The organism is Salimicrobium salexigens (genome assembly GCF_900156705.1).
In the GTDB taxonomy this organism is placed as follows: Bacteria; Bacillota; Bacilli; order Bacillales; family Halobacillaceae; genus Salimicrobium; species Salimicrobium album.
On the sequence record NZ_FTOK01000005.1, the window covers coordinates 126,964 to 150,168 of the forward strand.

Here is a 23,205-nt window from a genome sequence, read left to right on the forward strand (position 1 = left end):
AGGGATTGGATGAAGAAGATGTTACTCCTGCTGGTCTTTTTCGTATTCTCAGCCGGTGCTGCCGGCCATTATTCGCTGTTCGCAAGCATTATCGGCAAAGGATTTCTGCAGATTATTCTGCCTGCGGGCTTCGTGCTTTGGGTGAACAGAAAAGAGTACTGGTTCCACTACCTTATAAGGAAACTGGACCATTTTAACCGGAACACACTGCTCGTCCTTTTCCTGTTTTTTGGTACAGGTGTCCTGTTTGATTATGTATGGCTTCAGGAGTTTTCCATCCTGATTACGATGCCTGTATCCCTGCTTGTGTTCGGGACGGCTCTCTGTCTCTTCCGCATGTTCTTTGAGAAAGGATTCCGGCGTTTTCACCGCCTCACGTTCGCAAGGACTTCCGTATACCTTATCGTCCACATGACGATATGGGGGCTGTACACGATGGGTCTGGACGAGTACGGAGTGCCGGCGGAGGTGTCCGTATACGCGAGAGTTGTGCAGGTGCTTGGAGGTCTGATGCTTGTCTTCGTTTTTTTCCGTTGGGGAAAAAAGGATCACGAGGTGGATCCTCCGACCGTGGAAGGTATGGTAAGGAAATTGTATTAAAAAACAGGAAGCACCTGAAGATTCAGGTGCTTTTCGTCGTGACGATTGTTCCTGCGAACCGGTCCTGGGCAAGGCTCCTGCCCTCGTCTCTCGAAAAGTTCTTTCTGTCTCTCATGTAGGCAATGCTGCTTGCGAAATCCCGGTGAGCTATCCGTTTGAGGATTTGACCGGAAGTGAGAGGAGAGCCGTCTCCACTTTCAAGTCTCAGTTCCATCAGTTTATAGCCGAGCGTCTGTCCGCTGTACTTCAGTTGCCCGTACTCCATCCCCCAGGTAATGAGTGTCGGCAAAACGAGTGTGAGGAAAGCTTCGTTTTTCACTTTTTTTCTGAGAAGATTCTCTGCTGCAGCATTGATGATACCGGAGAACGCAATGTCGATAAGCACGGCGTACGTACGTTTTTTCGTGACAGGTTTCATTTTCATCTCTCCTTTTTTATTATCTGTACGCAGGGCTTACATGATAAGTTTCATTTCTGCAGTAAATTATCCTTTTCAAAGCATAACGGCAAGACGTTAAGGGTAACAGGGACTAAGGAAGGAGTTGAGAACGATGGAAGATATGAACAGAGGAATCATTACGGCTCTCGGTTCCATAGGTCTTGCACAGGCAGCAAAGATATGGACGTACTACAGAAAGACCGGGGAATGGGACGTGAAACAGGTGGCTGCGACCGGGGGGATGCCGAGTTCGCACTCGGCAGGAGTGGCTTCTATAGCTTCCTACATAGCTGCCAATAAAGGTTCACGGCACACAGAAACGGCTTTGGCCGTCGTTTTTGGAGTGATCGTTATGTATGACGCTCAGGGCATCCGCCGTCACACCGGTGAAATCACCAAACTTGTGAATGAACTGGAAGACAGTTTTTCCAAAATATCAAAGGATATCCCGAGCCTTGAATTCGTGGAAAGAGAGAAAGAACTGAAGGAACTTCTCGGTCATCAGCCCCTGGAAGTGCTGGGCGGTGCCATATTGGGAGGTATCCTGGGCGTATGGTCCGCTAAAATTGAGCATTAATGCGTAAAAAGCAGGAAGAAGAACGTGTATCCCGGTTCATCTTCCTGCTTTTTTTATCCCCAGATAATCCGCGACACATAAATAACGAACGTAACCGTCACCGCTGAACAGAGAGTGGACAAAAGAACGATCTGGGCCGCGAACTCGGGATAATTTTCGTATTCCTGGGCAATGACGGCACTGTTGACGGCGGTGGGCATTGCGGAAGCAATAAAGAGTGCCTGGGCTGTCACACCATTAAGCCCGAATACGTAAATCATACCAAGAGCGAGGAGCGGTCCCGCGAGAAGACGCAGGAACAGACTCGGATAAACGGAAGAGAAATTTGTCGTCCACTTAATTTTTGCCACCTGGGCCCCAAGCATGACGAGAGCAATCGCTATCATCGCATCGGCTATGTAGGTGGATGGTACCCAGAGAAAGGCAGGTACAGCAATATCTCCGGCATTAAGAAGAATGCCTGCAAGAAGAGCATAGAGGACGGGCATTTTGAAATATCCGGCCATCGCTCTCCATTTCCCGATGTGAATGGACTGCAGAGCGAAGATGCCGTAGGAAAAGGTGATTACGTTCTGCATCGTCAGAACGACGACCTGAATCGACATGGCGAATGGATCTCCTTTGAAAACGAGGTCATTCACCGGCACGCCGTAATTGCCGGAGTTGAAGAAGATGACGCTGTTGGATACTGTCGTCGCCCTCGCTCCGTCCATCCCCTGCAGTCGGGTGAATACTCTCGTAATGACAAAAAGCAGCAATACGTACAGGCCGATGAAGCCGATGACGCCAAGAAATTTCCCCGGGGCGAATTCCGTTTCATATAATTTTACGAATATGAAACCCGGAACGAGAAAGTATATATTCAATTTTGCCAACGTGTTCAAATCCAGATCGAATTTTTTCTCAAGTATAAAACCGATTCCCATGATAATGAAGACAGGGAGGAGAATGTCCAGAAGAATCGTCAGCAGTTCTGCCATAGAATCCCCTCCTTACAGATGTTTCAACAGTAATTCCATTTCTTCTTTCACTTTCTTCCAGGCTCTCGTGGAGGGGTCCATAAACATAAAGTGTTCCGTATCCGTAAGCCTGATATATTTAACAGGGTCCCCGATGTTCTCCGCCCATTCGTAATAATCATCACTCATACCGACGGGAACGTTCACATCGAGGGAGCCGTGAAAGAGAATGTGCGCAGTGGAAAGAGGAAGGAGCTCTTTCGGAGACCCGTCCCTGTAGCGATCCGGTACTTCCGAAGGACTTCCCCCCATAAGTTCCGCAGTCGGATTGTCCGCAGGTTTCGCGAGTTCCTGGTCACGGAAAGCGTGGATCATATGCATCATGGAAAGATCGCTGATGCCGGCAAGGCTGACCACGGCTCCCGGTTCCAGAAAGGTTTCTTTGAAAAGATCGCTCGTGTCGGGAAGTCTGTGCCGGCCTGCAAGCCAGAGGGCGAAATGGCCCCCGGCTGAGTGACCGAGTGTGACGACGCGATCCAGATCCAGACGATACTCGTGTTCAATGTGGATCAGATGGTCCGTAGCATCCGCCACATCCCGGAAACTTCCGGGCCACCCTCCTCCATTCTGACCGATTCTATTGTACTCGATATTCCAAGTGGCCCAGCCGGCAGCAGTCAGGTCCATCGCTATTTCCCGGGTGAGGTCGAGATCGAAATCCGCCTTCCAGAACCCCCCGTGTATAAGGACGACCACCGGATGAGGGGCAGGTGTTTCCGGGAGCATGAGCTCCCCGTACTGGTATATATCTTCTCCGTAGTAAATTCTTTGCATGTTTTTCACCTCTCTTTAGAAATACTACACTTCTTCAGCCGTTTAGAAAACTCATCTGACAGAGAAACTTGCATCTCTTTTCCCGCTCAGATATGAACACTTATAACTGCGCGGTATTTCCGGTTGAAAAAGCCGGGCTTTTCCGGTTTAATAAGACCTCATTAAGTGAAAAATCAAGGGGAAGGAGTGATATATGTGTGGTGGAGACACCCGTATTTCAAATACATTACGGCTTTAATTTTATTATTGATTACCATTTATTTTATGCAGCTTTTAAATATATTCAGTCCATTTCTTACGTTATTCCAGACGCTGTTTTATCCGATACTGATCGCCGGTTTTCTTTTTTATCTTACCAGACCGGTAGTGGAATGGCTGTCGAGGAAATTATCGATACCGCTTCTCGCCTCTATTCTTATTCTGTTTGCAACAGTCGGAGGGTTGATTGCAGCGGGCGTTCGTCTGCTTGCATCCACTATTGAGGAACAGGCGAAGAATATCTCGAAGCTGCCGGATCAGCTGAGCAAGACTGCGGAAGAAGCAAGGAAGGGTCTTGAAGGTAAAGACATGGGAATGCTTTCTACAAGTTCCCTGAAACAGCAGGTCAGTAAATACGCCAGCAGTCTTGGACAGGATATAGGTGAACATTTTGCTGAAACGTTTTCAACAGTAGCAGGAGCAGCGACTGTGATTATCATTATTCCTTTTGTACTGTTTTTCTTTCTGAAAGACGGAAGGAAGCTGGTCCCATTTCTCACCAGTCCTTTTTCCGGGGAAAAGAGGGAAGAAGCGACCAGATTGTTCCGGAGACTCGACGAGACTGTGGCTGCGTATATTATCGGTCAGGCGACCGTCGCCTTCGTGGATGGTGTCCTTATGTATATCAGTTACCTGATCATTGGTCTTGATTACGCTCTCATTCTCGGTCTGTTTGTGGTCGTAACAGCTATTATACCGTTCTTCGGACCGATACTGGGAGTAATACCGGCGATTGTTGTGGCACTGACCCAGGCTCCGGTGATGGTCATTTACGTAATTGTAGCACTAATAGTTGTACAGCAGCTGGAAGGAAATATCGTAGCTCCGGTGGTTCTTGGAGAACGTCTGCATATCCACCCGCTGACAATCATCTTTCTGCTTATCGTAGCCGCTCCGCTCGGAGGATTCATAGGAATGGTTATCGCTGTACCGCTCTATTCCGTGATCAAGGTGCTGCTTTATAACTTCTACAGATATTTCCGGATGTATCAGGAATCGAAAAGCTGATCCGTCTGAAAGAAGGGGGAGGAATGTATGATTCACTATTTGCAGGAGCCTCTGCTTCTTGAAAACAGAGGAGTTACCATAAGAAACCGTTTTATGAAATCGGCGATGAGTGAAGGTATGGCTTCCCGGTCGAACACCCCTGCGGAAGATCTAATAAGACTGTATAAACGCTGGTCTGAAGGGGGTGCCGGCCTTATAGTCTCGGGAAACGTGATGGTTACACGCGATGCGCTCGGGGAACCGGGGAATGTGGTGCTGGAAGATTCAGGGAGTATGGACGTTTTCCGCCGCTGGGCAAAAGCCGGGAAAAAAGAAGGGAACGAGTTCTGGATGCAGATTAATCATCCCGGGAAACAGGTAGTGAGGGGGCTTGTGAAAGAAGGACAGGCTCCATCTGCTGTTCCGTTTCCGGCGGGTTTCCAGAAATTTTTCGCCCCGTCACGGGCATTGACTAAAGCAGGTATCGAAGAAATTATCTATCGTTTTAAAAGAACAGCAGCTCTGGCGAAGGAAGCGGGATTCACCGGAGTACAGATTCATGCTGCTCATGGTTATCTCATCAGTCAGTTCCTCTCGCCGAGACATAATATCAGGGAGGACGAATGGGGAGGGTCCATCGAGAACCGCTCCCGTTTCTTAAAAGAGATTTATCGCGCCGTGCGGGCGGAAGTCGGTGAGGATTACCCGATTGGAGTGAAAATCAATAGTGCCGACTTCATGAAGGACGGGTTTACAGAGGAAGAGTCTCTTTACGTAATCCGGACTCTTGAAGACCTGGGTGTAGACCTCGTTGAAATTTCCGGAGGCACATATGAGAAGGCGGTAATGACAGGGAAACAGTCGGAAAAATCGAAGCGTGAAGCCTACTTTCTGGAATACGCTGATACCTTGAAGAATCAGACCAGCCTTCCGGTAGCAGTGACCGGCGGCTTTCGTACGAAGGAGGGAATGATCGAAGCAGTTCGTTCGGGCTCTGCCGATATGATCGGTCTGGCCCGTCCCCTTGCGGTCGATCCGGATATCCCGCGTAAAATTTTACACGGGGAGATGGATGACATTATGATCCCCTCCATTAAGACCGGAATTCCCCCGGTAGACAAAGCCGGAATGATGGAAGTGATGTGGTACAGTCAGCAGCTGCACAGGATGGGGAAAGGGAAAGCGACGAAGCCGCGCTTCTCCCCGAAACTGTCCATGCTTCTTGCGCTCTGGGAAAACGGTACGGGAGTTTTTCAAAAACGGAGAGCATGATAGGGAAGGGAGAGGAAGCTCACGATGAAACATACGATTGAACCGCTTGGAGACCAGTCCCTGTTCATTACTTTAGGAGATGAAATCGATCCTGACACGCATGAGTCCGTGCAGGCAGTCGCAGCCCGGCTGGAGAAAGATGAGTGGTCCTGGCTATCTGAAATCGTACCTTCTTATACCGGACTGGCCGTCTATTATGATGCCCTGGCATTTTACCCTGAGTATTCTTCCCCTTATGAACAGGTGGCGGAGGTGCTGAAGAAGGTCGTGGACACGACGGAGCCACGGGAAAAGAGCGAACATCGCACCGTGGAGATCCCTGTCTGTTACGGAGGCGAATTCGGTCCGGATCTTTCTGTGGTAGCCGGGGAGAATGGGCTGACGGAAGAGGAAGTTATAAAGCGTCACTCCGAAAACGAGTATCTGGTATACATGCTTGGATTCGCTCCCGGGTTTCCTTTTCTCGGAGGGATGGACGAACGGATTGCAACTTCCCGTAAAGATTCTCCGAGAACCAGCTTGCCGGCTGGTTCGGTCGGGATAGCCGGTTCGCAGACCGGGGTGTACCCGGTAGTGTCTCCCGGAGGATGGCAGCTTATCGGCAGAACCCCTTTTAAGCTGTTCAGTCCGGACGAAAACCCTCCCTCCTACGTTCAACCGGGGGACCGGGTGAAATTTTACCCTGTTTCTTCTGAAGAATATAACCGTCTGGAGGGAGAAGAATGATACAGGTGCAGAAAGCGGGTCTTTTGACGACAATACAGGACGCAGGCCGTAGAGGCTATCAGAAATACGGGGCAAGTCCGGGAGGCGCGGCGGACACATTCGCTTACCGGTTGGCCAATATTGCGGTTGGAAACGAGGCCGGCGCAGCTGTACTGGAGATGACTCTTCAGGGAGACGTGTTACTGTTTGAGGAACCGGCCGTCATATCCATCGCCGGAGCGGATATGAAACCGGAAATAAACGGAAAACGTGTACCGATGTGGCGACCGGTATATATAGATAAAGGGGAAATCCTCAATTTTTCCAATGCTGCCAGGGGAATCCGGACGTATGTAGCGATAGCGGGAGGTTTTGTCGGAGAGGATTTTCTCGGCAGCTTCTCTACCTATCTGAGTATGAACGCCGGAGGGCATAAAGGCAGGAAACTCGAAAAAGGAGACGTGCTTTCGGTAAATGACCCCAATTATCTGAACGAAGAGGTGAAGGACTGTCTGAGTCGGTCCTCCAGAGAGAAAGGGTTTACTTACCCGGCCTGGAGAGTCCCCGGGCCCGGGCATTTTCGGGAAGGTAGTCCCGGAGAACTGCGTGCATTCCCGGGGAGGCACTATGAATTGTTTGCTTCCGGAAGTAAAGAAGCGTTTGAAACAGAAAAGTACAAAGCCGGGAGCAAATCCGATCGGATGGGTGTGAGGCTGGACGGAGTGACTCTGTCGCTCCGGGAATCACAGGACATTCTGTCGGAACCGGTGACATTCGGAACCGTTCAGGTGCCGTCGAACGGTGAACCGATCATTCTGCTGGCCGACCGGCAGACGACGGGCGGCTATCCGAAAATAGCCCAGATCATCAGTGTTGACTGTGCGAAGGCAGCACAGCTGCGTCCGGGAGAGACTATCGGTTTCCGTATGGTCACTCACCCGGAGGCTGAGCAACTGTTATTGACTGTCGAAAACCGGCTGTACCGGTGTGAACAATCCGTCAAACGAAAAATAATGGAGGGATAACAGAATGGCTATCGATTTGAATTGCGATATGGGCGAAGGGTTCGGAGTGTATAATAAAGGGAGAGACCGGGAAGTGCTGGATCACGTGACCTCGGCCAACATAGCCTGCGGGTTTCACGCCGGAGATTCCCGTTTAATGAAAGAAACGGTACGTATGGCTGCAGAAAAAAATGTGGCTGTCGGAGCCCACCCGGGTCTTCCGGACCTGGCCGGGTTCGGAAGAAGGAAGATGGATATAACTCCCGAGGACGCTTATGATTTCGTGTTATACCAGACGGGAGCACTGCAGGCATTCGCAGAAGCTGAAGGCACGCGTCTTCAGCACGTGAAGCCTCACGGGGCTCTTTATAATACGGCCGCCAAAGACGCGGAACTGGCACAGGCGATAGCGGAAGCTGTGCGGGACGCCGGCGGTATGATGCTTTACGGTCTCGCCGGGAGTGAGCTGTTAAAAGCCGGGAAGAATGCCGGGCTTACCGTAGTGAGTGAAGTGTTTGCGGATCGCCTGTATCAGCCTGACGGCACGCTTACCCCGCGAAAAGAAAAGGGTGCAGTAATTACGGATAGAGAACAGGCTCTAGAACAGGTCCGTGATATGGTGCTCCATCAAAGGGTAAAAACCGGGGAAGGAACGACTATCGATATACAGGCGGATTCTGTATGTGTGCACGGCGACAACAGCGAAGCGGTGGATTTCACCCGCTCCATCCGTAAGTTTCTGGAGGATAACGACATAAGTATGAAAGCTCCTGACGTATAACAGGACGAGGACCGGCCGTTTATTTTAAACAGTGAACGGCCGGCCTTTAGTTAAAAGCAAAAGTACAATAAGTGTAAGAGGAGAGAACGATGGAGTACATAAAAGTATTTACGGACGCGTATGAATACAAAGAAATAATGGACAGAGAAAAGGCTCACGCTTCCGGGGAGTGGCATGAAGTTTTTCACTGCTGGCTTTTAAGTTACTGCGAAGGTGATATCTATGTATACGTTCAATGGAGAAGCCCATCAAAAAAGGATTACCCCGGTCTTTATGACATCACGGCAGCGGGACATCTGGAAGCGGAAGAGTCTGTGTCGGACGGCGTAAGGGAAGTGAAGGAAGAAATAGGTCTTGATATCCCTTATGAAAACCTGGAAAAAATAGCGGTACTCGATACGTGGATCGGAATCGACCGGGAATTCGCTCATGAACATGTTTATGTCTGCAGTCATTCTCTCTCCCAGTTCTCCCTGCAGAAGGAAGAGGTCAAGGAAATGGACCGGATACGCTGGGAGGATTTCAAAGCTCTGTTTCAGGGGCATAAGGGTGAAGTGAATTCAGCGAGAGGGCGGGTATTGAAAGAAAACGACTTTGTACCTCACGGCAACGCGTATTACCCGAGACTCATTCATGCCGTCGAAAAATTTCTGGAAACTGAAGGATGAAGAATATGTACAGTGTGCCGCCCGTGAACCGGGGGACACACTTATTTTTTAACGCGGAATGTTCAGCACCTGTCCCGGATAAATGATATACGGCGAAGAGATGGAGTTGGCGGAGGCAAGAGCGGACACAGTGACACGGTTGTTCAGGGCGATCCGGTACATGGTATCCCCCGACTTGACTGTATGCGTTTTGGATACTTGAGCGGTACCCGGGATTTTCAGTACCTGACCGGTGCGGATATAAGCCGGGTTGGAGATGTTGTTGTGAGAAGCAAGGTTTGACACCGACACGTTATATCTTCTCGCAATACTGTAAAGCGTGTCGCCACGTTTTATCGTATAGGAAGTCTGAGAGGCAGGCGGGTCCACAGTTCCGTTTCCGGAACCGGAGAGATGCAGAACCTGACCGATACGAAGCATACGTGCATCCGAAATGTTATTGTTTTTCATCAGAGCATCCACAGTGGTCCCGTATCTTCTGGCCAGAGAGTAGAGCGTGTCTCCTGCCTGCACGCGGTGGGTGGAAGCTGTCGTCGTGCCGAGCAGTTGCGAGACCGTCGTGAAACTGTATCCCTTCTGTTTTAAAGCAGGGATGGCGCGGGAAATAGCTTTCGTCGTTCCGGAAGCCCCGGCACCCGTATGCATGAGAATGATAGAACCGGGCTGGACATTCGACATAATACGGTCGTATATCCGGGAAGAAGAGTAGCCTTTCCAGTCCAAAGTGTCGATATCCCAGTGGATAGTATGGGTATACCCGGCATTGCCAACAGTGTTCAGAACCCGGCTGTTAACGGCTCCGAACGGGGCCCGAAAAATAGGAGAAAGAGACTGGCCGGTGATGGATTCAACAGCACTTTCCGTACGGGAAAGTTCATTTCTCATCTGAGAAGAAGAAATAGTAGTGAAGTCGGGATGGGAGTAGGAATGGTTGGCAATTTCATGACCGGCACGCGTGATACTCCGTATGGAGGAGGGGTGATTTTTCGCTCCGGAACCGGTCAAAAAGAAGGTAGCGGTGACGTTCTCCCTGTCCAGAACATTGAGAATGGAAGAGATATTGGTACCGTCCGAACCGTCGTCGAAAGTGAGAGCTACAGTTTTCGAGGAAGTGTTCCCTTTCATAGTGAACACGGAACTTGCAGCAGAGGCAGTGGAGAAAGAACCGAAAACGAGCAGCACAGTCATGAAGATCATGGTCACTATCCGGCTCATTACAGTCACCTCACTATAGATTTGTAATTCTATTATACTCCTTTTCGCAGAAGATTACCTGTTTAAAGCGCCGGGAATGTTTTACTAATAAGTAAAAAAAGAACAAAAAGAGGGAAATTTCTGATATAATCGTCAAATGATAACGCATACATAGAAATAGGAGGACAATATATGATATCAGCAACGTGGAACTGGCTGTGGGAAAAGCACGACCAGGCCAAGGAACTTCTCAGTTTTTTCGTTAAGCCGAATAACAGTGGCACCTCCACCGGGAAAGCGACCGATTCAGAACGAAGTGCAAGGCCGGATGACGATAATGGGGGTCCAAGTTACTCAAAGGTTCAATGGATTGGTCTGATCATCGGCCCGCTTTTGTTTGTACTTACACTTTTGTTTTTCCAGCCTGAAGGCATGTCGGATGACGCCCAGGCGGTACTCGCAAGTACGCTCTGGGTAGCGAGCTGGTGGATGACGGAAGCGGCTCCCATACCGCTTACTTCTCTCCTTCCAATCATTCTGTTTCCGCTTACCGGAGGTCTCGGGATGGACGAGACGGCGTCTTCCTACGGGGACGATACGATCTTTTTATTCATGGGAGGGTTCATGATAGCTCTCGCCATGGAAAAATGGAACTTACACAAGCGGATCGCTCTAAGTATTATTCTCGTAATAGGAACAAATACGGAGCGGATTATACTCGGGTTTATGGTAGCCACAGGCTTTCTGTCCATGTGGATTTCCAATACGGCGACCGCCATGATGATGGTGCCGATAGGTCTCGCTATCATTTACCAGGTATCGGAACAGTTGAAAGACGATGACTCCATCGATACATCGAAGGAGAACTTCGGGTTCGGGAAAGCACTTATGCTCGGTATTGCCTACTCCGCTTCGATCGGGGGAGTGAGTACTCTCATCGGGACGCCTCCGAACACAGCTTTCGCTGCTATTGCCGGCGATTTATACGGCGTGGAAATATCCTTCGCACGCTGGATGCTGTTCGGTGTGCCGGTAGCGTGGACCTTCCTTTTCATTGCGTGGTTTTACCTGATTAAAGTAGCCTACCCGCTGAAGCTGAAAACATTACCGGGAGGCCGGGATGTTATTAAGAAAGAGAAAGATGCGATAGGAAGAGCGGGCTTTGAGGAGAAAGTGATCCTAGTCGTATTCATACTGGCTGCTTTCTCCTGGATCACCCGTTCCTTCCTGCTGCAGGAGTTCGTGAACGAAAACATAAATGATGCTGTCATTGCCCTTACTGCTTCCGTCATTCTGTTCCTCATTCCCGCGAAGAACGAAAAGGGAGGAAGGATTTTGGACTGGGACACTGCAGTGAAACTGCCGTGGGGCATTCTGCTTCTGTTCGGCGGAGGACTGGCTATCGCCGGAGGATTCAGTGCATCGGGCCTCTCCGAGTGGCTCGGGAATCAGCTTACTATACTTGAAGGCGTCAATCTGTTCGTCGTCCTGCTGGCCGTGACGGTGATGGTGATCTTCCTTACCGAAATCACTTCGAATACGGCGACGGCGAATATGATGTATCCGATCATGGCGTCACTTGCGGTAGCGCTCGGGGTGCACCCTTATGCTGTTATGATCGCTGCCGGCGTAGCTTCCTCTTCGGCATTTATGCTGCCGGTGGCTACTCCTCCGAACGCCGTCGTATTCGGTTCCGGATATCTCCGCATACCGGACATGGCCAAAGCCGGTATCGCTTTGAACTTTGTAGGGGTCATTATCGTAACCCTCGCCGTTTATTTCTGGCTTCCTGTGGCATGGGGCATCGATTTGACCGAAGTACCGGAAATGCTCAAGAATCCAAATTAAATAACGATGATGTAAATAAAGAAGAAGCATGGAGTGTACGCTCTATGCTTCTTCTTTTTGTCATGCCGCTAATTTCCGATCTTTACCGTGCTTCGTACGATAACGATATAGATGAGCGGAAGGAGGGCGAGAAAAATCATCAGTCCCGGCCACCCCTGTGAATTGTAAAGGGGGCCGAGCATTGAACTTCCGGTCACGACGCCTATATAGTAAGAAACAAGATAAAGGCTGGAGGCACTGCCCTTGTGATGTGTGACGAGATCCCCGATAGAGGAGGCGGTCAGGGAGTGTGCGGTAAAGAACCCAAGGCAGAGAAGGGCAAGGCCTATAGAAATAATCCATACAGCGTCGAAAAGCATAAGGGAAATACCGATACAGAGTACAAGAATCCCGGTGAGCCGCACGCTGCTCAGAGGAAAATGTCCGGCGAGCCATCCAGCTAGAGGCGAGCCGACAACACCAAGACCATAAGCGAAATAAAACAGAGAAATACTTGCAAGCGACAGGAAAAATGGGGCTTCCTGCAGATGGAACGGTAGGTAAGTCCATACCCCGGTGAAACTCGTCTGAAAAATGATTCCAAGACCAAAAATAAGGAGCAGCCGAGGGTTTCTCAGATGATAAGAGAAACCATGCAGATCGTGGCGGAAAGAAAGCTCGCTTGATTCAAAGAAACGGGAGGTGGGGAGAAGACGGAGCATTAGCAGAAACATAACCGTACCAAGGCCCCCGAGCATATAAAAATACGTGTGCCAGGAAAAGAAATCGGTCATCGTTCCTGCCATCACCCGTCCGACCATCCCTCCGAGGGCGTTGCTCGATATGTAAAGAGCGGTGGCTACGTGAACACTGCCGCTGTCGATTTCTTCGTGCAGATAGGCAAGAGCGGCGGCCGGGAGTCCGGCGAGAGCCACCCCCTGAATAAACCGCAGACAGATGAGCAGAAAAAAAGAATCTGTCCATGGAATAATCAGAAAAGGAATAGTCGCACCGGCAACGGAGGCTTTTATGAACGACGTCCGCCCGTGCCGGTCCGAAAAGAAACCGAGAACGATCAGTCCTACAATCAGCCCGGTGATTGTCAGGGAAAGTGACAGACTGGCTGCCGAGATACTTATATTGAATTCTTCCACATAGACGGGAAACAGCGGCTGGACGGCATACATACTTGCAAAAATAAAAAAGGATGCAAGAGTGAGGCTCAGTGTTATCTGCCAAAAACTCTTGTCCTTGGGTGTATAGGGTTGCTGCAGAGACAACGTCATCCCTCCCTTCTCGTTAAGATTCTTCGACGTATCGGTTTCTTCCCGCTTCCATACCAAAAAGAATGACTCCTGCAGAAACGAGCAGAAGAGTGAGTACAGGCAGCATCCAGCTGCTGCTCAGATCATAGAGAAGGCCGATGAGCATCGGTCCGGCTGCTGCAAGCGTATAACCGAAAGCCTGCGCCATGCCGGACAGTGCTGCCGCCTGCCGGGCCGACTTCGTTCTCATGCCAAGAAAAGCGAGAGCGAGAGCAAAATTGCCGCTCAGGGCGATACCGATGCATATAATACTTACCATCAACAGAGCAAAAGAGTTACCGATCCACAAAATAAAATAACCGGCGAGAGAAAAAGTGCCGAGGATAAGCACCATTTTCCGCTGGTCGTTGAATTTCTCGGCTATAACCGGAACGATGAAGCTCGCAGGTAGTCCGATGAAAAGGGCGGCAGAAGTCATCCATCCTGCAGTTGCTATGCTGACGCCCCCGGCATTCAGAATTTCGGGAAGCCAAGCTACCGTGACGTAGAAGAGAAACGACTGCAGTCCCATGAATGATGCGATTTTCCATGCCAGCGGGGACGTCCACACATTGGTCTGGTCGAGTTCGAAATATTCCCCGTTACGTGGGGTGTTACGTTCTTTCACAATCAGATAAATCCACAGGACCATTGCCAGAAAAGCGGGTACGGCCCAGATCGCCAGGGCATTCGTCCACCCCCACCCGAGTCCTGTAGCTACGGGAATGCTTACGCCTGAAGCCACCGAGGCAAATACTCCCATTGTTGTAACGTAGACTCCGGTCATGAGAGCGACTCTGTCAGGAAATTTCTCTTTCACTATTCCCGGCAGCAGAACGTTACAGACGGCGATACCGATACCTGCAAGCAGAGTACCTGCGAACAAAACAGCCGTATTCGGAATCAGCCGTACAGCAACCCCTGCGAATATCAGAAATGTTCCGGCGACCAGTACGATTTCATTTGTGAATCTGGCGCTGATTCTCGGGGTGACCGGGGAAGTGAAAGCGAAAGCGACAAGAGGTAACGTCGTTAAAAGGCCCGCGCTCCAGTTGGCAAGACTCAGATCTTCCCTGATAAGACCAATCACGGGGCCGACTGAAGTGATGGCCGGCCGCAGGTTAAACGACACGAGTACAATACCGAGGATGAGCAGGGCAGTATAGAATTTACGGTTGTTCATTATGTATCCTTCTTTCCATTGATTTACTTTACTATAGCATGAAGATTCCTCTGTTGCCTATGAGCCGGAATCGTTAATTCGTTGTTTCTGCCATATTTTTAACAGAGGAAAAGGGGATAGGCTGCTGTTTGAAAAATTATGTAAGAATGTTTAGAAAAATCAGTAATATAGATTGAAGCTCTTCAGGAAAGGTAGTATAATTAAATCCATATTGAAAACGAATACATAAAGATGCGGAAGATGATTAAAGGGGGAAGGCTGATGAACGGGATTTGGCTTGCGGTTTTCGGTATTATTGTCCTGGCACTTGGTTATCGGTATTATTCTAAATTCTTGGCAGAAAAGATTTACAAACTTGACCCGAACTACACGACACCGGCTCATAAATATAAAGACGGTGTGGACTTCGTTCCGACGAATAAGTGGGTTTTATGGGGACATCACTTCACGTCTGTTGCGGGAGCTGCTCCGATTCTCGGCCCTGCTATCGCTGTGTACTGGGGATGGCTTCCGGCTCTTTTGTGGGTGCTTCTCGGTACCGTTTTTGCGGCAGGTGTCCATGACTTCGGTACACTCGTTCTGTCTGTACGGCATAAAGGGCAGTCAGTAGGGACGCTCGCGAATACGCTGATCGGTCAACGCGCCAAAATACTGTTTTTATTCATTATTCTTATCCTGGTGCTCATGGTCAACGCTGTATTCGCCTGGGTTATAGCAAACCTGTTCATCACAAATCCGTCCGCGGTGCTGTCTGTATTCATCCAGATACCGCTGGCCATATGGATTGGTTATACGGTATACAAAAAGCAGGGAAGTATGCTTCTGCCGTCTCTGGCAGCTCTTGCGGTTATGTATCTGACGGCCATCGTCGCCAGTTATGTTCCGGCTCTGCAGATTGACCTGGTCAGCTATTTCGGCGGGGAAGGCAGCACTTCTCTTTTCGGAGCTTCGGCTACATCTATGGCTTTCTTCGTCTGGATCATTATCCTGATGGTTTATGTGTATATAGCTTCGACGATGCCGGTATGGAAACTTCTGCAGCCGAGGGATTTTATCAACTCCCATCAGCTGGTTGTCGGACTTGCCATCCTTTATCTGGGTCTTCTGTTTTCGAACCCGGAAGTCACTGCGCCGGTAAATAACGGAACGGCAGATACATCCTGGTTCCCTTTGCTGTTTATAACCATCGCCTGCGGGGCGATTTCCGGCTTCCACGGTCTTGTGTCTTCCGGCACCTCATCCAAGCAGCTGGATAAAGAAACGGATGCCCGGTTCGTCGGATATCTTGGTGCTGTAGGGGAAGGGGCGCTCGCTTTGATTTCCATCATAGCCGTAGTAACTTTCTTTCCTACAGCGGGGGATTTCACAAACACGTACAGCGGCTTTGCGGAAGCAAGCGGAGCGGGTCTCGGGGTTTTCGTTCAGGGCGCAGCCCAGCTGGCGACCGGACTTGGCATCCCTGCCCAGGCTGCAGCTACCATCGTATCGGTAATCGTTGTAAGCTTTGCGGCTACGACACTCGATTCATCGGTGCGTCTGATGCGTTATATCATCTCCGAACTGGGTACGGAATATAATGTTCCGGCGCTGACAAAGACTCATGTTGCTACTACAGTCGCTGTCGTTTCCAGTGCTGCTCTTACACTTATTCCGGAAGGTCCGAAAGGTTTCGGTTCCGGAGGATATCTGTTATGGCCGCTGTTCGGTACGTCGAACCAGCTGCTTGCCGGTATCAGTCTGTTACTTATTTCCGTATGGCTGAAGCGGCTCGGCCGAAATTACTGGCCGGCGATGATTCCGATGATTTTCCTGATGTTCATGACCCTCTGGGCCATGATTTCTCAGGTACTCACCGACTGGGCACCGTGGGTGGAAGGATCTGACTGGCTTCTGTTTACGTTCGGCGCTCTTATTATGGTATTCGCCATATGGATAACGATTACTGCCATCTCTGTTCTGATGAAAGAAGATGGAGGTAAAGTCGAAAAAAGTAACTGATCGATAACAGAAAGAAGGGGAGCACAATACTTTTGTGACTCCTCTTTGATTTGCAAGTGATGATACAAAGGTGTGGACCAAAGAATCAGGGAATGATGTCGATATGCACGAAACTCTGCTAGTCAAAGAAAGGAGAATTTTATGCCTGATCGTAAATCGATGATCAAACGTCTCGTGGATTACTACGAAGAAGTGCTCAGTATGCCGCATCGAACGGAAATAGCCCGGGAATTAAGGGACGAGGATGATCTTTTCCTGCTGCTTCTGTATTCCGATATGCTTGGTATACCGAACCCGGCGTTCTACTATACTCTGGAACTGTACCCGTATATTATTGATAAGTATCACGACTGGCATTTACGGATGGGAATGGAAAAATCCCCCCTTGAGGGAATACGCTGCTGCTGAAGGAGAATGATGTATGAAAGAGAAAATTGTATTTATCGGTGGAAAAGGCGGAGTCGGGAAGTCGACGACGAGTGCGGCTCTTGCTTTGGTGAGAGCGGAAGAGGGAAAGAAAACACTTATCGTATCCACCGATCCTGCCCACAACCTCGGAGATATTTTCCATACGAAGCTTAATCACGAGAAGAAGAAACTGACCGACAACCTGTGGGGGATGGAGGTGGATGCCCATGAAGAATCCGCCCGCTATATCGAAGGGGTCAAGAAAAATCTGGAAGGTCTTGTGAAATCAAAGATGGTCGAAGAAGTGCACAGACAAATTGACATGGCGAGTGCCTCGCCTGGTGCAGAAGAAGCGGCTCTCTTCGACCGGATTACGGCAATTATCCTGGAGGAGAACGAACAATTCGATCATATCATTTTTGATACAGCGCCGACCGGCCATACCCTTCGGCTGCTGACACTCCCTGAAATGATGACTGTCTGGATTGACGGGATGCTTGAGAAGCGTAAAAAAACGAACGATAATTATACACAGTTGCTCAATGACGGCGAACCTGTCGAAGATCCTATTTATGATGTCCTCCAGGAACGGCGGGAGAAATTTGAAGCTGTACGGGAAATCGTTCTCGATGAGGAGAAAACGAACTTTGTATTCGTTATGATTCCCGAACGCCTCTCTATCCTTGAAACCGAACAGGCCATTAAACAGTTGCATCAGCACCGTTTCCACATCCGGGATATTTTCGTGAATAAAGTGTTGCCGGATTACGCTGACGGCACTTTTCTTCAAAAACGCCGGGAAGTGGAAAAAGAACATCTGAAAGAACTCCGGAAGACTTTTCGGGACCAGCACCTTGTCGAGATCCCGCTTTATGAAGAAGACATCGCCACGCTTGCGCAGTTGAAAGACTTCAGTGATCACCTGCGTCACTCGATGACCGACAGTAAATATTAAGTCGGATATTTGCGCATGAGTTCACTCCAGGTCGGAGGAGTGAAACCGTTTCTTCCGGTCACCGGTTCCGCTTTCTGCAGGGAACGGAATATAGCTTCTTCTACAGCTTCTCCGACAGCACGGAATGGCCCGTCCAGCAGATAATCGGGGAGAGGGGGGTGATCCTTCGCAGTCGTAAAGCCGATGACCACGTCCCCGCTTCCGTTGCCGATAAAGGAACCTGTCCGGGAGAGTCCGGTGACGGATCGTTTCAGTATGCGCGTAAGTTGTCTGTGGGTAACAGGAAGGTCCGTTGCGACGATTATCATAATGGAGCCTTTATCCTCATGGGGTTCGGCTTTTACTTTGTCGGCCCAATACTTCCCGATCTGTTTCCCGTGGAACGTCAAATCGCTCATTACTCCGAAGTTTGTCAGAACGAGAACTCCGAGAGTGTAGGTGACCTTGTCGACTGAGATGAGACGGGAGGAAGAGCCGATACCTCCTTTCATGGAGTAGCACAGCATCCCGCGCCCGGCCCCGACGGATCCTTCCCGGAACTCTCTGCCGGCTGCGCGGATTGCTCTTCGGGCGTGTTCGGAATCGATGCTTCTTTTTCTGATATCATTCAGAAACATATCGTTGCACTCCCCGACCACAGGGTTGACTGTTCCTGATGTTCTCCCGATTTCTTCATTCTCTTCCAGAGCATGGTCCAAAAGAGCATTCAAACAACTTCCGACTCCCAATGTATTGGTTAGCAGAAGGGGTGTCTCAAGTTCTCCAAGCTCCTCCAGCTGCATCATTCCGGACGTTTTCCCGTAGCCGTTTATTACGTGAGAAGCAGCAGTGACTTTTTCCCGGAATACATTACCTCCATGCGGGAGTACAGCTGTAACTCCGGTCTGCACAGATCCTTCGCTCAATGTTTCATGTCCTACGAGAACACCCTCTACATCCGTTATTCTGTTGCTGTGTCCTTTCCCTGTTACTTCTGACCTGGCCATTATTTACCGCCTCCTTCAGCTTTCTTTCATTTTATCATAAGCGTTTCAGTCAACGACTGTCCTTATTAATTGAAAAAGTTCACAATCCGTTGTCCTTTCCCGGCATAATACGTTTTATTGTGGTTAAACTATGAAACCTCCACCGGATGTTTGTGGTCCGCACACGTTGAGGAATGCGCTTTCAAGAATTATAATTTTCTTAACAGTTCAAACAGATCTGCTACTAACTCTTCATGAGTTCAGGGAGGTAAGGAAAGAAAGGGTGTGTTGAATTTGCAAGCCATCACGAAGAATTTTTTCTTGTTTCTATCAAATAATAAAACACTCGATCGTTTGGCAAAACAGTACGGAACCCGATTCGGTGTCGATAAGCTGGTCGGAGGAGAAACTTTTTCTCAGGCAGTTCCGGTCATCAGACAGCTGAATGATGAAGGGTTAGTAGTAACCGTGGATCATCTCGGGGAATTCGTGGATTCCGAAGAGGAAGCGAAAGAACGTGCCGGGGAAGCTGTGGAAACGGTGCAGACAATGTTTGATCATAACCTGGCCTGTGAGATGTCCGTGAAGCTGACATCACTCGGTCTAGACATAAGCCGCGAACTGGTGATCCGGAATATGGAACGAATTCTGGATAAAGCTCAGGAACTCGGCATCACTTTACAGATCGATATGGAGGACTCCGGTCGATGTCAGGCAACTATAGATGTCTTCAAAGAACTGCGGGCGAAGTATCCGAACGTCGGACTCGTCATCCAGTCCTATCTATATCGGTCGGACAGAGATCTGGACGAACTGGACAAATACGATCCGTACGTGCGACTCGTGAAAGGTGCTTACAAGGAGCCCGGAACTGTCGCATTCCAGGATAAAGATATGGTAGATAAGAACTTGAAACAACTGGTCAAGAAACACATGCTTAACGGCAACTATACAGCCGTCGGGAGTCATGATGAAGAAGTCATCAACTTCACGAAAGAGCTGGCCAGGGAACACGGTATTTCAAAAGACCGTTTCGAATTTCAAATGCTTTACGGCATGAGAAATAAATTGCAGCATGATTTAGCGAAAGAAGGGTACACTGTGCGCGTCTATATGCCATACGGAATGGAATGGTATGGTTATTATATGAGACGTCTGGCAGAACGCCCTGCAAATATAGCCTTTGCAGTAAAAGGAATCTTTTCACGATAATATAAATCGAAAGGGGAATGTATCATGGTAGCGCCATACAAACACGAACCATTTACGGATTTTACAGTCAAAGAAAACAAGGAAGCTTTCGAGGGGGCTCTTAAGTATGTAAAAGGGGAACTCGGAAAGCAGCATGATCTTCTAATTGACGGCGAGCGTATCCGTACAGATGCAAAAATAGAATCGACGAACCCTGCGAACACGAAAGAAGTGGTAGGGGTCGTATCCAAAGCGAATAAAGAACTTGCCGAAAAAGCGGTGGAGTCTGCATCGGAAGCTTTCGAAGACTGGAGAAAATGGGACCCGGAAGCACGTGCCGGAATTCTTTTCCGTGCAGCTGCCATCATCCGTCGCCGCAAGCACGAATTTTCTTCCTATCTTGCTTATGAAGTAGGTAAACCATGGAAAGAAGCGGATGCCGACACGGCAGAAGCGATTGATTTCCTTGAGTATTATGCCCGCCAGGCTGTAGAACTGAAAAAAGGGAAACACGTGGAAAGCCGCGAAGGCGAACACAATCAGTATATTTATCAGCCTATCGGCGTGACAGCTGTTATTCCACCGTGGAACCTGGCGCTCGCTATTATGGCAGGTACGACAGTAGCACCACTGGTTGCAGGTAATACTGTAGTTATGAAACCTGCTTCCAACAGTGCAGTAATCGCAGCCAAATTTGTTGAAGTGCTTGAAGAAGCCGGACTTCCAAAAGGTGTTCTGAACTTCATTCCGGGCAGCGGTGGAGAAGTAGGGAATGCGATTGTGGACCACCCGAAAGTCGGTCTCATTTCCTTCACAGGCTCCCGTGCTGTCGGTACGAGCATCATTGAACGTGCTTCAAAAGTCCAGGAAGGCCAAAATCATCTGAAACAGGTTATTGCCGAAATGGGTGGTAAAGATACGGTGGTCGTGGATAAAGAAGCCGATCTTGAAACGGCTGCCGAAGCTATCGTCGTTTCCGCCTACGGTTTCTCCGGACAGAAATGTTCTTCCGGTTCCCGTGCTGTCGTTCATGAAGATGTCTATGATGAAGTGCTGGAAATGGTGAAAGAACGTACAGAGAAACTTACCGTAGGGAATGCTACAGAAGATAACGTCTACATGGGCCCTGTAGTGGATCAGAGCGCCTATGACAAAGTGATGAGTTACATCGACATCGGTAAAGAAGAAGGCCGACTGGTTACAGGCGGTAAAGGGGACAACTCTAAAGGGTATTTCATCGAGCCTACAATTTTCGCTGACCTGGCTCCGGATTCCCGCATGCAGCAGGAAGAGATTTTTGGGCCTGTCGTCTGCTTCACAAAAGCCCGTGATTTCGATGAAGCTATCGACATAGCGAATAATACGGAATACGGATTGACAGGTGCCGTCATTTCCAATAACCGTGCTCATCTTGAAAAAGCGAAGTACGACTTCCACGTCGGAAACCTTTACTTCAACCGTAACTGCACAGGCGCCATCGTCGGCTACCAGCCGTTCGGCGGATTCAAAATGTCCGGTACGGATTCTAAAGCCGGTGGACCTGACTATATTATGCTGCATATGCAGGCTAAAACAGTTTCGGAAATGTTCTAGTATCACTAAGGAAAGTACCATCCTTGTAAAAGGGTGGTGCTTTTTTTATGATATATTTTTTGACAAATGGAATTTTCCTGAACAATCAGCACTTTTCTTGTTTCTGACACTTGAAAATAGGTATAATGATACCGAGCGAAACCTTGTTCGGGAAAGGATAGAAATAAATGGAATGGAAAGAACTTCTGATGCAGGTGGAAGATATTCACAAGGCAACCGAAATCATCAGTACGAAGCTGAAGAAGCCTGTAATTATCGAAAATAAGAGTTTTGAACTTGTATCCTACAGTTCCTCCTTCGATGGATTCGATCAGACACAGCAGAAGACTATACTATCGAAGAAATGCCCGGTGTTTATTATAGATCATCTGAAAAAAGAGGGGATCGTGCAGCGTCTGGAGCGTACCAGTCATCCGGTTCGCGTTCATCCGATCGAAGATATAGGGTTCCGACAGCGGGTAGTCATTGCAGCAAAGCATATGGGGCAGACGGTAGGATATGTGTGGATACAGGAATCGGACGACTGGATGGAAGAGAAGGACATGGAATTTCTCCGCGACATCACTCCTTATATCGGTAAGATGATCTATGATCTTCATAAAACGACGAGCGAAAAAGATAACCGGAAAGATGAAGTATTGTGGAAATTGCTCAATCACGAGTATTCTTCTGAAAGTCAGCTGAAGAAAGATGCCGCTCTCGTCAAAATTTCCCTGCCGGAACGCGCTTCTGTCATAGTTTTTTCCGTAACGGAAAGCAGGTACCGGTATATGCTGGATTACCTCGAGCGGATCGTGCGGACGTATAAGCAGGAATATCGTATGTACTTTCTGAAATCGGAATATCAGCTGGTTCTGCTGATGGAAGCAGAATCGGAAGGGGAGTCTTTACGTAAAGCCCGCACTTTTATTTCGAGAGTGAAGACGGAAGTCGGAGAAGAGGAATTTTATTGTTTTCTGATAGGTGTCGGAAAAGAGTATGACACCCTCCGGGAAATACGGAAAAGTTTCCTGGAGTCACTCGAAGTGATTGAAGTTGCAAGTTTTCTTAAGCCCCGTCCGGAGACGATGCCGCGGGAATTCTCGAAGATGGGCACGTATCGCTATCTTGCTGCTCTTTACGAAAAGAATAGTGCCGACGATTATTACAGTGGAGATCTTTTGAAACTGATCAAAAACGACAGGGAAAAACAGACAGACCTGCTGCGTACGCTTGAAATGTACCTCGCCAACAATACGAAAGGGAAACAGACGGCAAGCGAGTTGTATATCCATCCGAATACGCTGAACTACCGGATTAAACAGATTCAGGAGCTTACGTCCATAGATTTCCAGGATTTCAATATGAAAGCCCATCTCTATATGGAACTGCTCCTCGTTAACAACGTGGACTCCTACTATCACAGATATCTGAACGCACTTTCTTAAGCGTATGCAACCTTCTGCATACGCTCATTTTTTCGTCTTGTTATTGCGGGAGGGGTACCATATACTTAAAGGAACA

Annotated in this window: 22 protein-coding genes; 15 read left to right on the plus strand and 7 right to left on the minus strand. The window is 49.0% G+C overall.

What is annotated here, in order from left to right; all coding sequences use genetic code 11:
• The first annotated feature begins 9 nt into the window (after positions 1-9).
• Positions 10-600 carry a hypothetical protein gene (locus tag BW931_RS07590; protein ID WP_008588269.1) on the plus strand — a complete coding sequence of 197 codons (591 nt, stop codon included), beginning with the start codon at positions 10-12 and terminating at the stop codon, positions 598-600.
• 22 nt (positions 601-622) lie between these two features.
• On the opposite strand, the gene BW931_RS07595 is transcribed toward BW931_RS07590, so the two are convergent.
• On the minus strand, positions 623-1,018 hold the full coding sequence (locus BW931_RS07595) for an RDD family protein (protein ID WP_076571295.1): 396 nt from the start codon (positions 1,016-1,018) through the stop codon (positions 623-625).
• A 133-nt stretch (positions 1,019-1,151) separates the two neighbouring features.
• On the opposite strand from BW931_RS07595, the gene BW931_RS07600 reads away from it, so the two are divergent.
• The gene (locus BW931_RS07600; protein ID WP_076571297.1) at positions 1,152-1,616 is read left to right on the plus strand and encodes a divergent PAP2 family protein; all 465 of its coding nucleotides are present in this window, start codon (positions 1,152-1,154) and stop codon (positions 1,614-1,616) included.
• Between the two features lie 53 nt (positions 1,617-1,669).
• Here the strand turns inward: BW931_RS07600 and BW931_RS07605 are convergent, their stop codons facing one another.
• Both BW931_RS07605 and BW931_RS07610 read right to left on the minus strand, forming a co-directional pair.
• Complete coding sequence (locus tag BW931_RS07605; RefSeq protein ID WP_076571299.1) at positions 1,670-2,596, minus strand: AEC family transporter; 927 nt, start codon at positions 2,594-2,596, stop codon at positions 1,670-1,672.
• Positions 2,597-2,608: 12 nt separating this feature from the next.
• Entirely contained in the window at positions 2,609-3,409 is an 801-nt protein-coding gene (locus tag BW931_RS07610; RefSeq protein WP_076571301.1) for an alpha/beta hydrolase family protein, read from the minus strand.
• A 195-nt stretch (positions 3,410-3,604) separates the two neighbouring features.
• On the opposite strand from BW931_RS07610, the gene BW931_RS07615 reads away from it, so the two are divergent.
• The 6 genes from BW931_RS07615 to BW931_RS07640 all read left to right on the plus strand — a co-directional run bounded on the left by BW931_RS07615 (position 3,605) and on the right by BW931_RS07640 (position 9,084).
• Positions 3,605-4,675, plus strand: a complete 1,071-nt coding sequence (locus BW931_RS07615; protein WP_076571302.1) for an AI-2E family transporter — start codon at positions 3,605-3,607, stop codon at positions 4,673-4,675.
• A 27-nt stretch (positions 4,676-4,702) separates the two neighbouring features.
• Positions 4,703-5,926, plus strand: coding sequence for an NADH:flavin oxidoreductase/NADH oxidase family protein (locus BW931_RS07620; RefSeq protein ID WP_076571304.1), 1,224 nt, complete (start codon positions 4,703-4,705; stop codon positions 5,924-5,926).
• 24 nt (positions 5,927-5,950) lie between these two features.
• Complete coding sequence (pxpB, locus tag BW931_RS07625; RefSeq protein ID WP_076571306.1) at positions 5,951-6,652, plus strand: 5-oxoprolinase subunit PxpB; 702 nt, start codon at positions 5,951-5,953, stop codon at positions 6,650-6,652.
• Positions 6,649-7,656 carry a 5-oxoprolinase subunit C family protein gene (locus tag BW931_RS07630; protein WP_076571307.1) on the plus strand — a complete coding sequence of 336 codons (1,008 nt, stop codon included), beginning with the start codon at positions 6,649-6,651 and terminating at the stop codon, positions 7,654-7,656. Before pxpB ends, BW931_RS07630 begins: the two co-directional genes overlap by 4 nt.
• A 4-nt stretch (positions 7,657-7,660) precedes the next feature.
• Positions 7,661-8,416 (plus strand): LamB/YcsF family protein, encoded by a 756-nt coding sequence (locus BW931_RS07635; RefSeq protein WP_076571309.1) that lies wholly within the window; start codon positions 7,661-7,663, stop codon positions 8,414-8,416.
• An 89-nt stretch (positions 8,417-8,505) separates the two neighbouring features.
• Positions 8,506-9,084, plus strand: coding sequence for an NUDIX hydrolase (locus tag BW931_RS07640; protein ID WP_076571311.1), 579 nt, complete (start codon positions 8,506-8,508; stop codon positions 9,082-9,084).
• 48 nt (positions 9,085-9,132) lie between these two features.
• On the opposite strand, the gene BW931_RS07645 is transcribed toward BW931_RS07640, so the two are convergent.
• On the minus strand, positions 9,133-10,299 hold the full coding sequence (locus BW931_RS07645; RefSeq protein ID WP_076571313.1) for a LysM peptidoglycan-binding domain-containing protein: 1,167 nt from the start codon (positions 10,297-10,299) through the stop codon (positions 9,133-9,135).
• 171 nt (positions 10,300-10,470) lie between these two features.
• On the opposite strand from BW931_RS07645, the gene BW931_RS07650 reads away from it, so the two are divergent.
• The gene (locus BW931_RS07650; protein WP_076571314.1) at positions 10,471-12,126 is read left to right on the plus strand and encodes an SLC13 family permease; all 1,656 of its coding nucleotides are present in this window, start codon (positions 10,471-10,473) and stop codon (positions 12,124-12,126) included.
• Between the two features lie 68 nt (positions 12,127-12,194).
• On the opposite strand, the gene BW931_RS07655 is transcribed toward BW931_RS07650, so the two are convergent.
• Together BW931_RS07655 and BW931_RS07660 are read right to left on the minus strand one after the other, a co-directional pair.
• A complete protein-coding gene (locus BW931_RS07655) occupies positions 12,195-13,448 on the minus strand; it encodes an MFS transporter (RefSeq protein ID WP_084193879.1) in 1,254 nt (417 codons plus the stop codon).
• Positions 13,405-14,592 (minus strand): CynX/NimT family MFS transporter, encoded by a 1,188-nt coding sequence (locus BW931_RS07660; RefSeq protein ID WP_076571316.1) that lies wholly within the window; start codon positions 14,590-14,592, stop codon positions 13,405-13,407. Before BW931_RS07660 ends, BW931_RS07655 begins: the two co-directional genes overlap by 44 nt.
• A gap of 261 nt (positions 14,593-14,853) precedes the next feature.
• On the opposite strand from BW931_RS07660, the gene BW931_RS07665 reads away from it, so the two are divergent.
• The 3 genes from BW931_RS07665 to BW931_RS07675 all read left to right on the plus strand — a co-directional run bounded on the left by BW931_RS07665 (position 14,854) and on the right by BW931_RS07675 (position 17,953).
• Positions 14,854-16,590: a carbon starvation CstA family protein gene (locus tag BW931_RS07665; protein ID WP_008588300.1), complete on the plus strand. Its 1,737-nt coding sequence runs from the start codon at positions 14,854-14,856 to the stop codon at positions 16,588-16,590.
• Between the two features lie 141 nt (positions 16,591-16,731).
• Entirely contained in the window at positions 16,732-16,998 is a 267-nt protein-coding gene (locus tag BW931_RS07670; protein ID WP_008588302.1) for a cory-CC-star protein, read from the plus strand.
• Between the two features lie 13 nt (positions 16,999-17,011).
• Entirely contained in the window at positions 17,012-17,953 is a 942-nt protein-coding gene (locus BW931_RS07675) for an ArsA family ATPase (RefSeq protein WP_076571318.1), read from the plus strand.
• On the opposite strand, the gene BW931_RS07680 is transcribed toward BW931_RS07675, so the two are convergent.
• Entirely contained in the window at positions 17,950-18,939 is a 990-nt protein-coding gene (locus BW931_RS07680; RefSeq protein WP_076571320.1) for a DmpA family aminopeptidase, read from the minus strand. The two genes, BW931_RS07675 and BW931_RS07680, sit on opposite strands and share 4 nt — an antisense overlap.
• 273 nt (positions 18,940-19,212) lie before the next feature.
• Between BW931_RS07680 and BW931_RS07685 the strand changes: the two genes are divergently transcribed.
• The 3 genes from BW931_RS07685 to BW931_RS07695 all read left to right on the plus strand — a co-directional run bounded on the left by BW931_RS07685 (position 19,213) and on the right by BW931_RS07695 (position 23,129).
• The gene (locus BW931_RS07685) at positions 19,213-20,130 is read left to right on the plus strand and encodes a proline dehydrogenase family protein (RefSeq protein ID WP_076571444.1); all 918 of its coding nucleotides are present in this window, start codon (positions 19,213-19,215) and stop codon (positions 20,128-20,130) included.
• Positions 20,131-20,154: 24 nt separating this feature from the next.
• The gene (gene pruA, locus BW931_RS07690; protein ID WP_008588312.1) at positions 20,155-21,702 is read left to right on the plus strand and encodes an L-glutamate gamma-semialdehyde dehydrogenase; all 1,548 of its coding nucleotides are present in this window, start codon (positions 20,155-20,157) and stop codon (positions 21,700-21,702) included.
• A gap of 167 nt (positions 21,703-21,869) precedes the next feature.
• A complete protein-coding gene (locus tag BW931_RS07695) occupies positions 21,870-23,129 on the plus strand; it encodes a PucR family transcriptional regulator (protein ID WP_076571321.1) in 1,260 nt (419 codons plus the stop codon).
• Positions 23,130-23,205 lie beyond the last annotated feature (76 nt).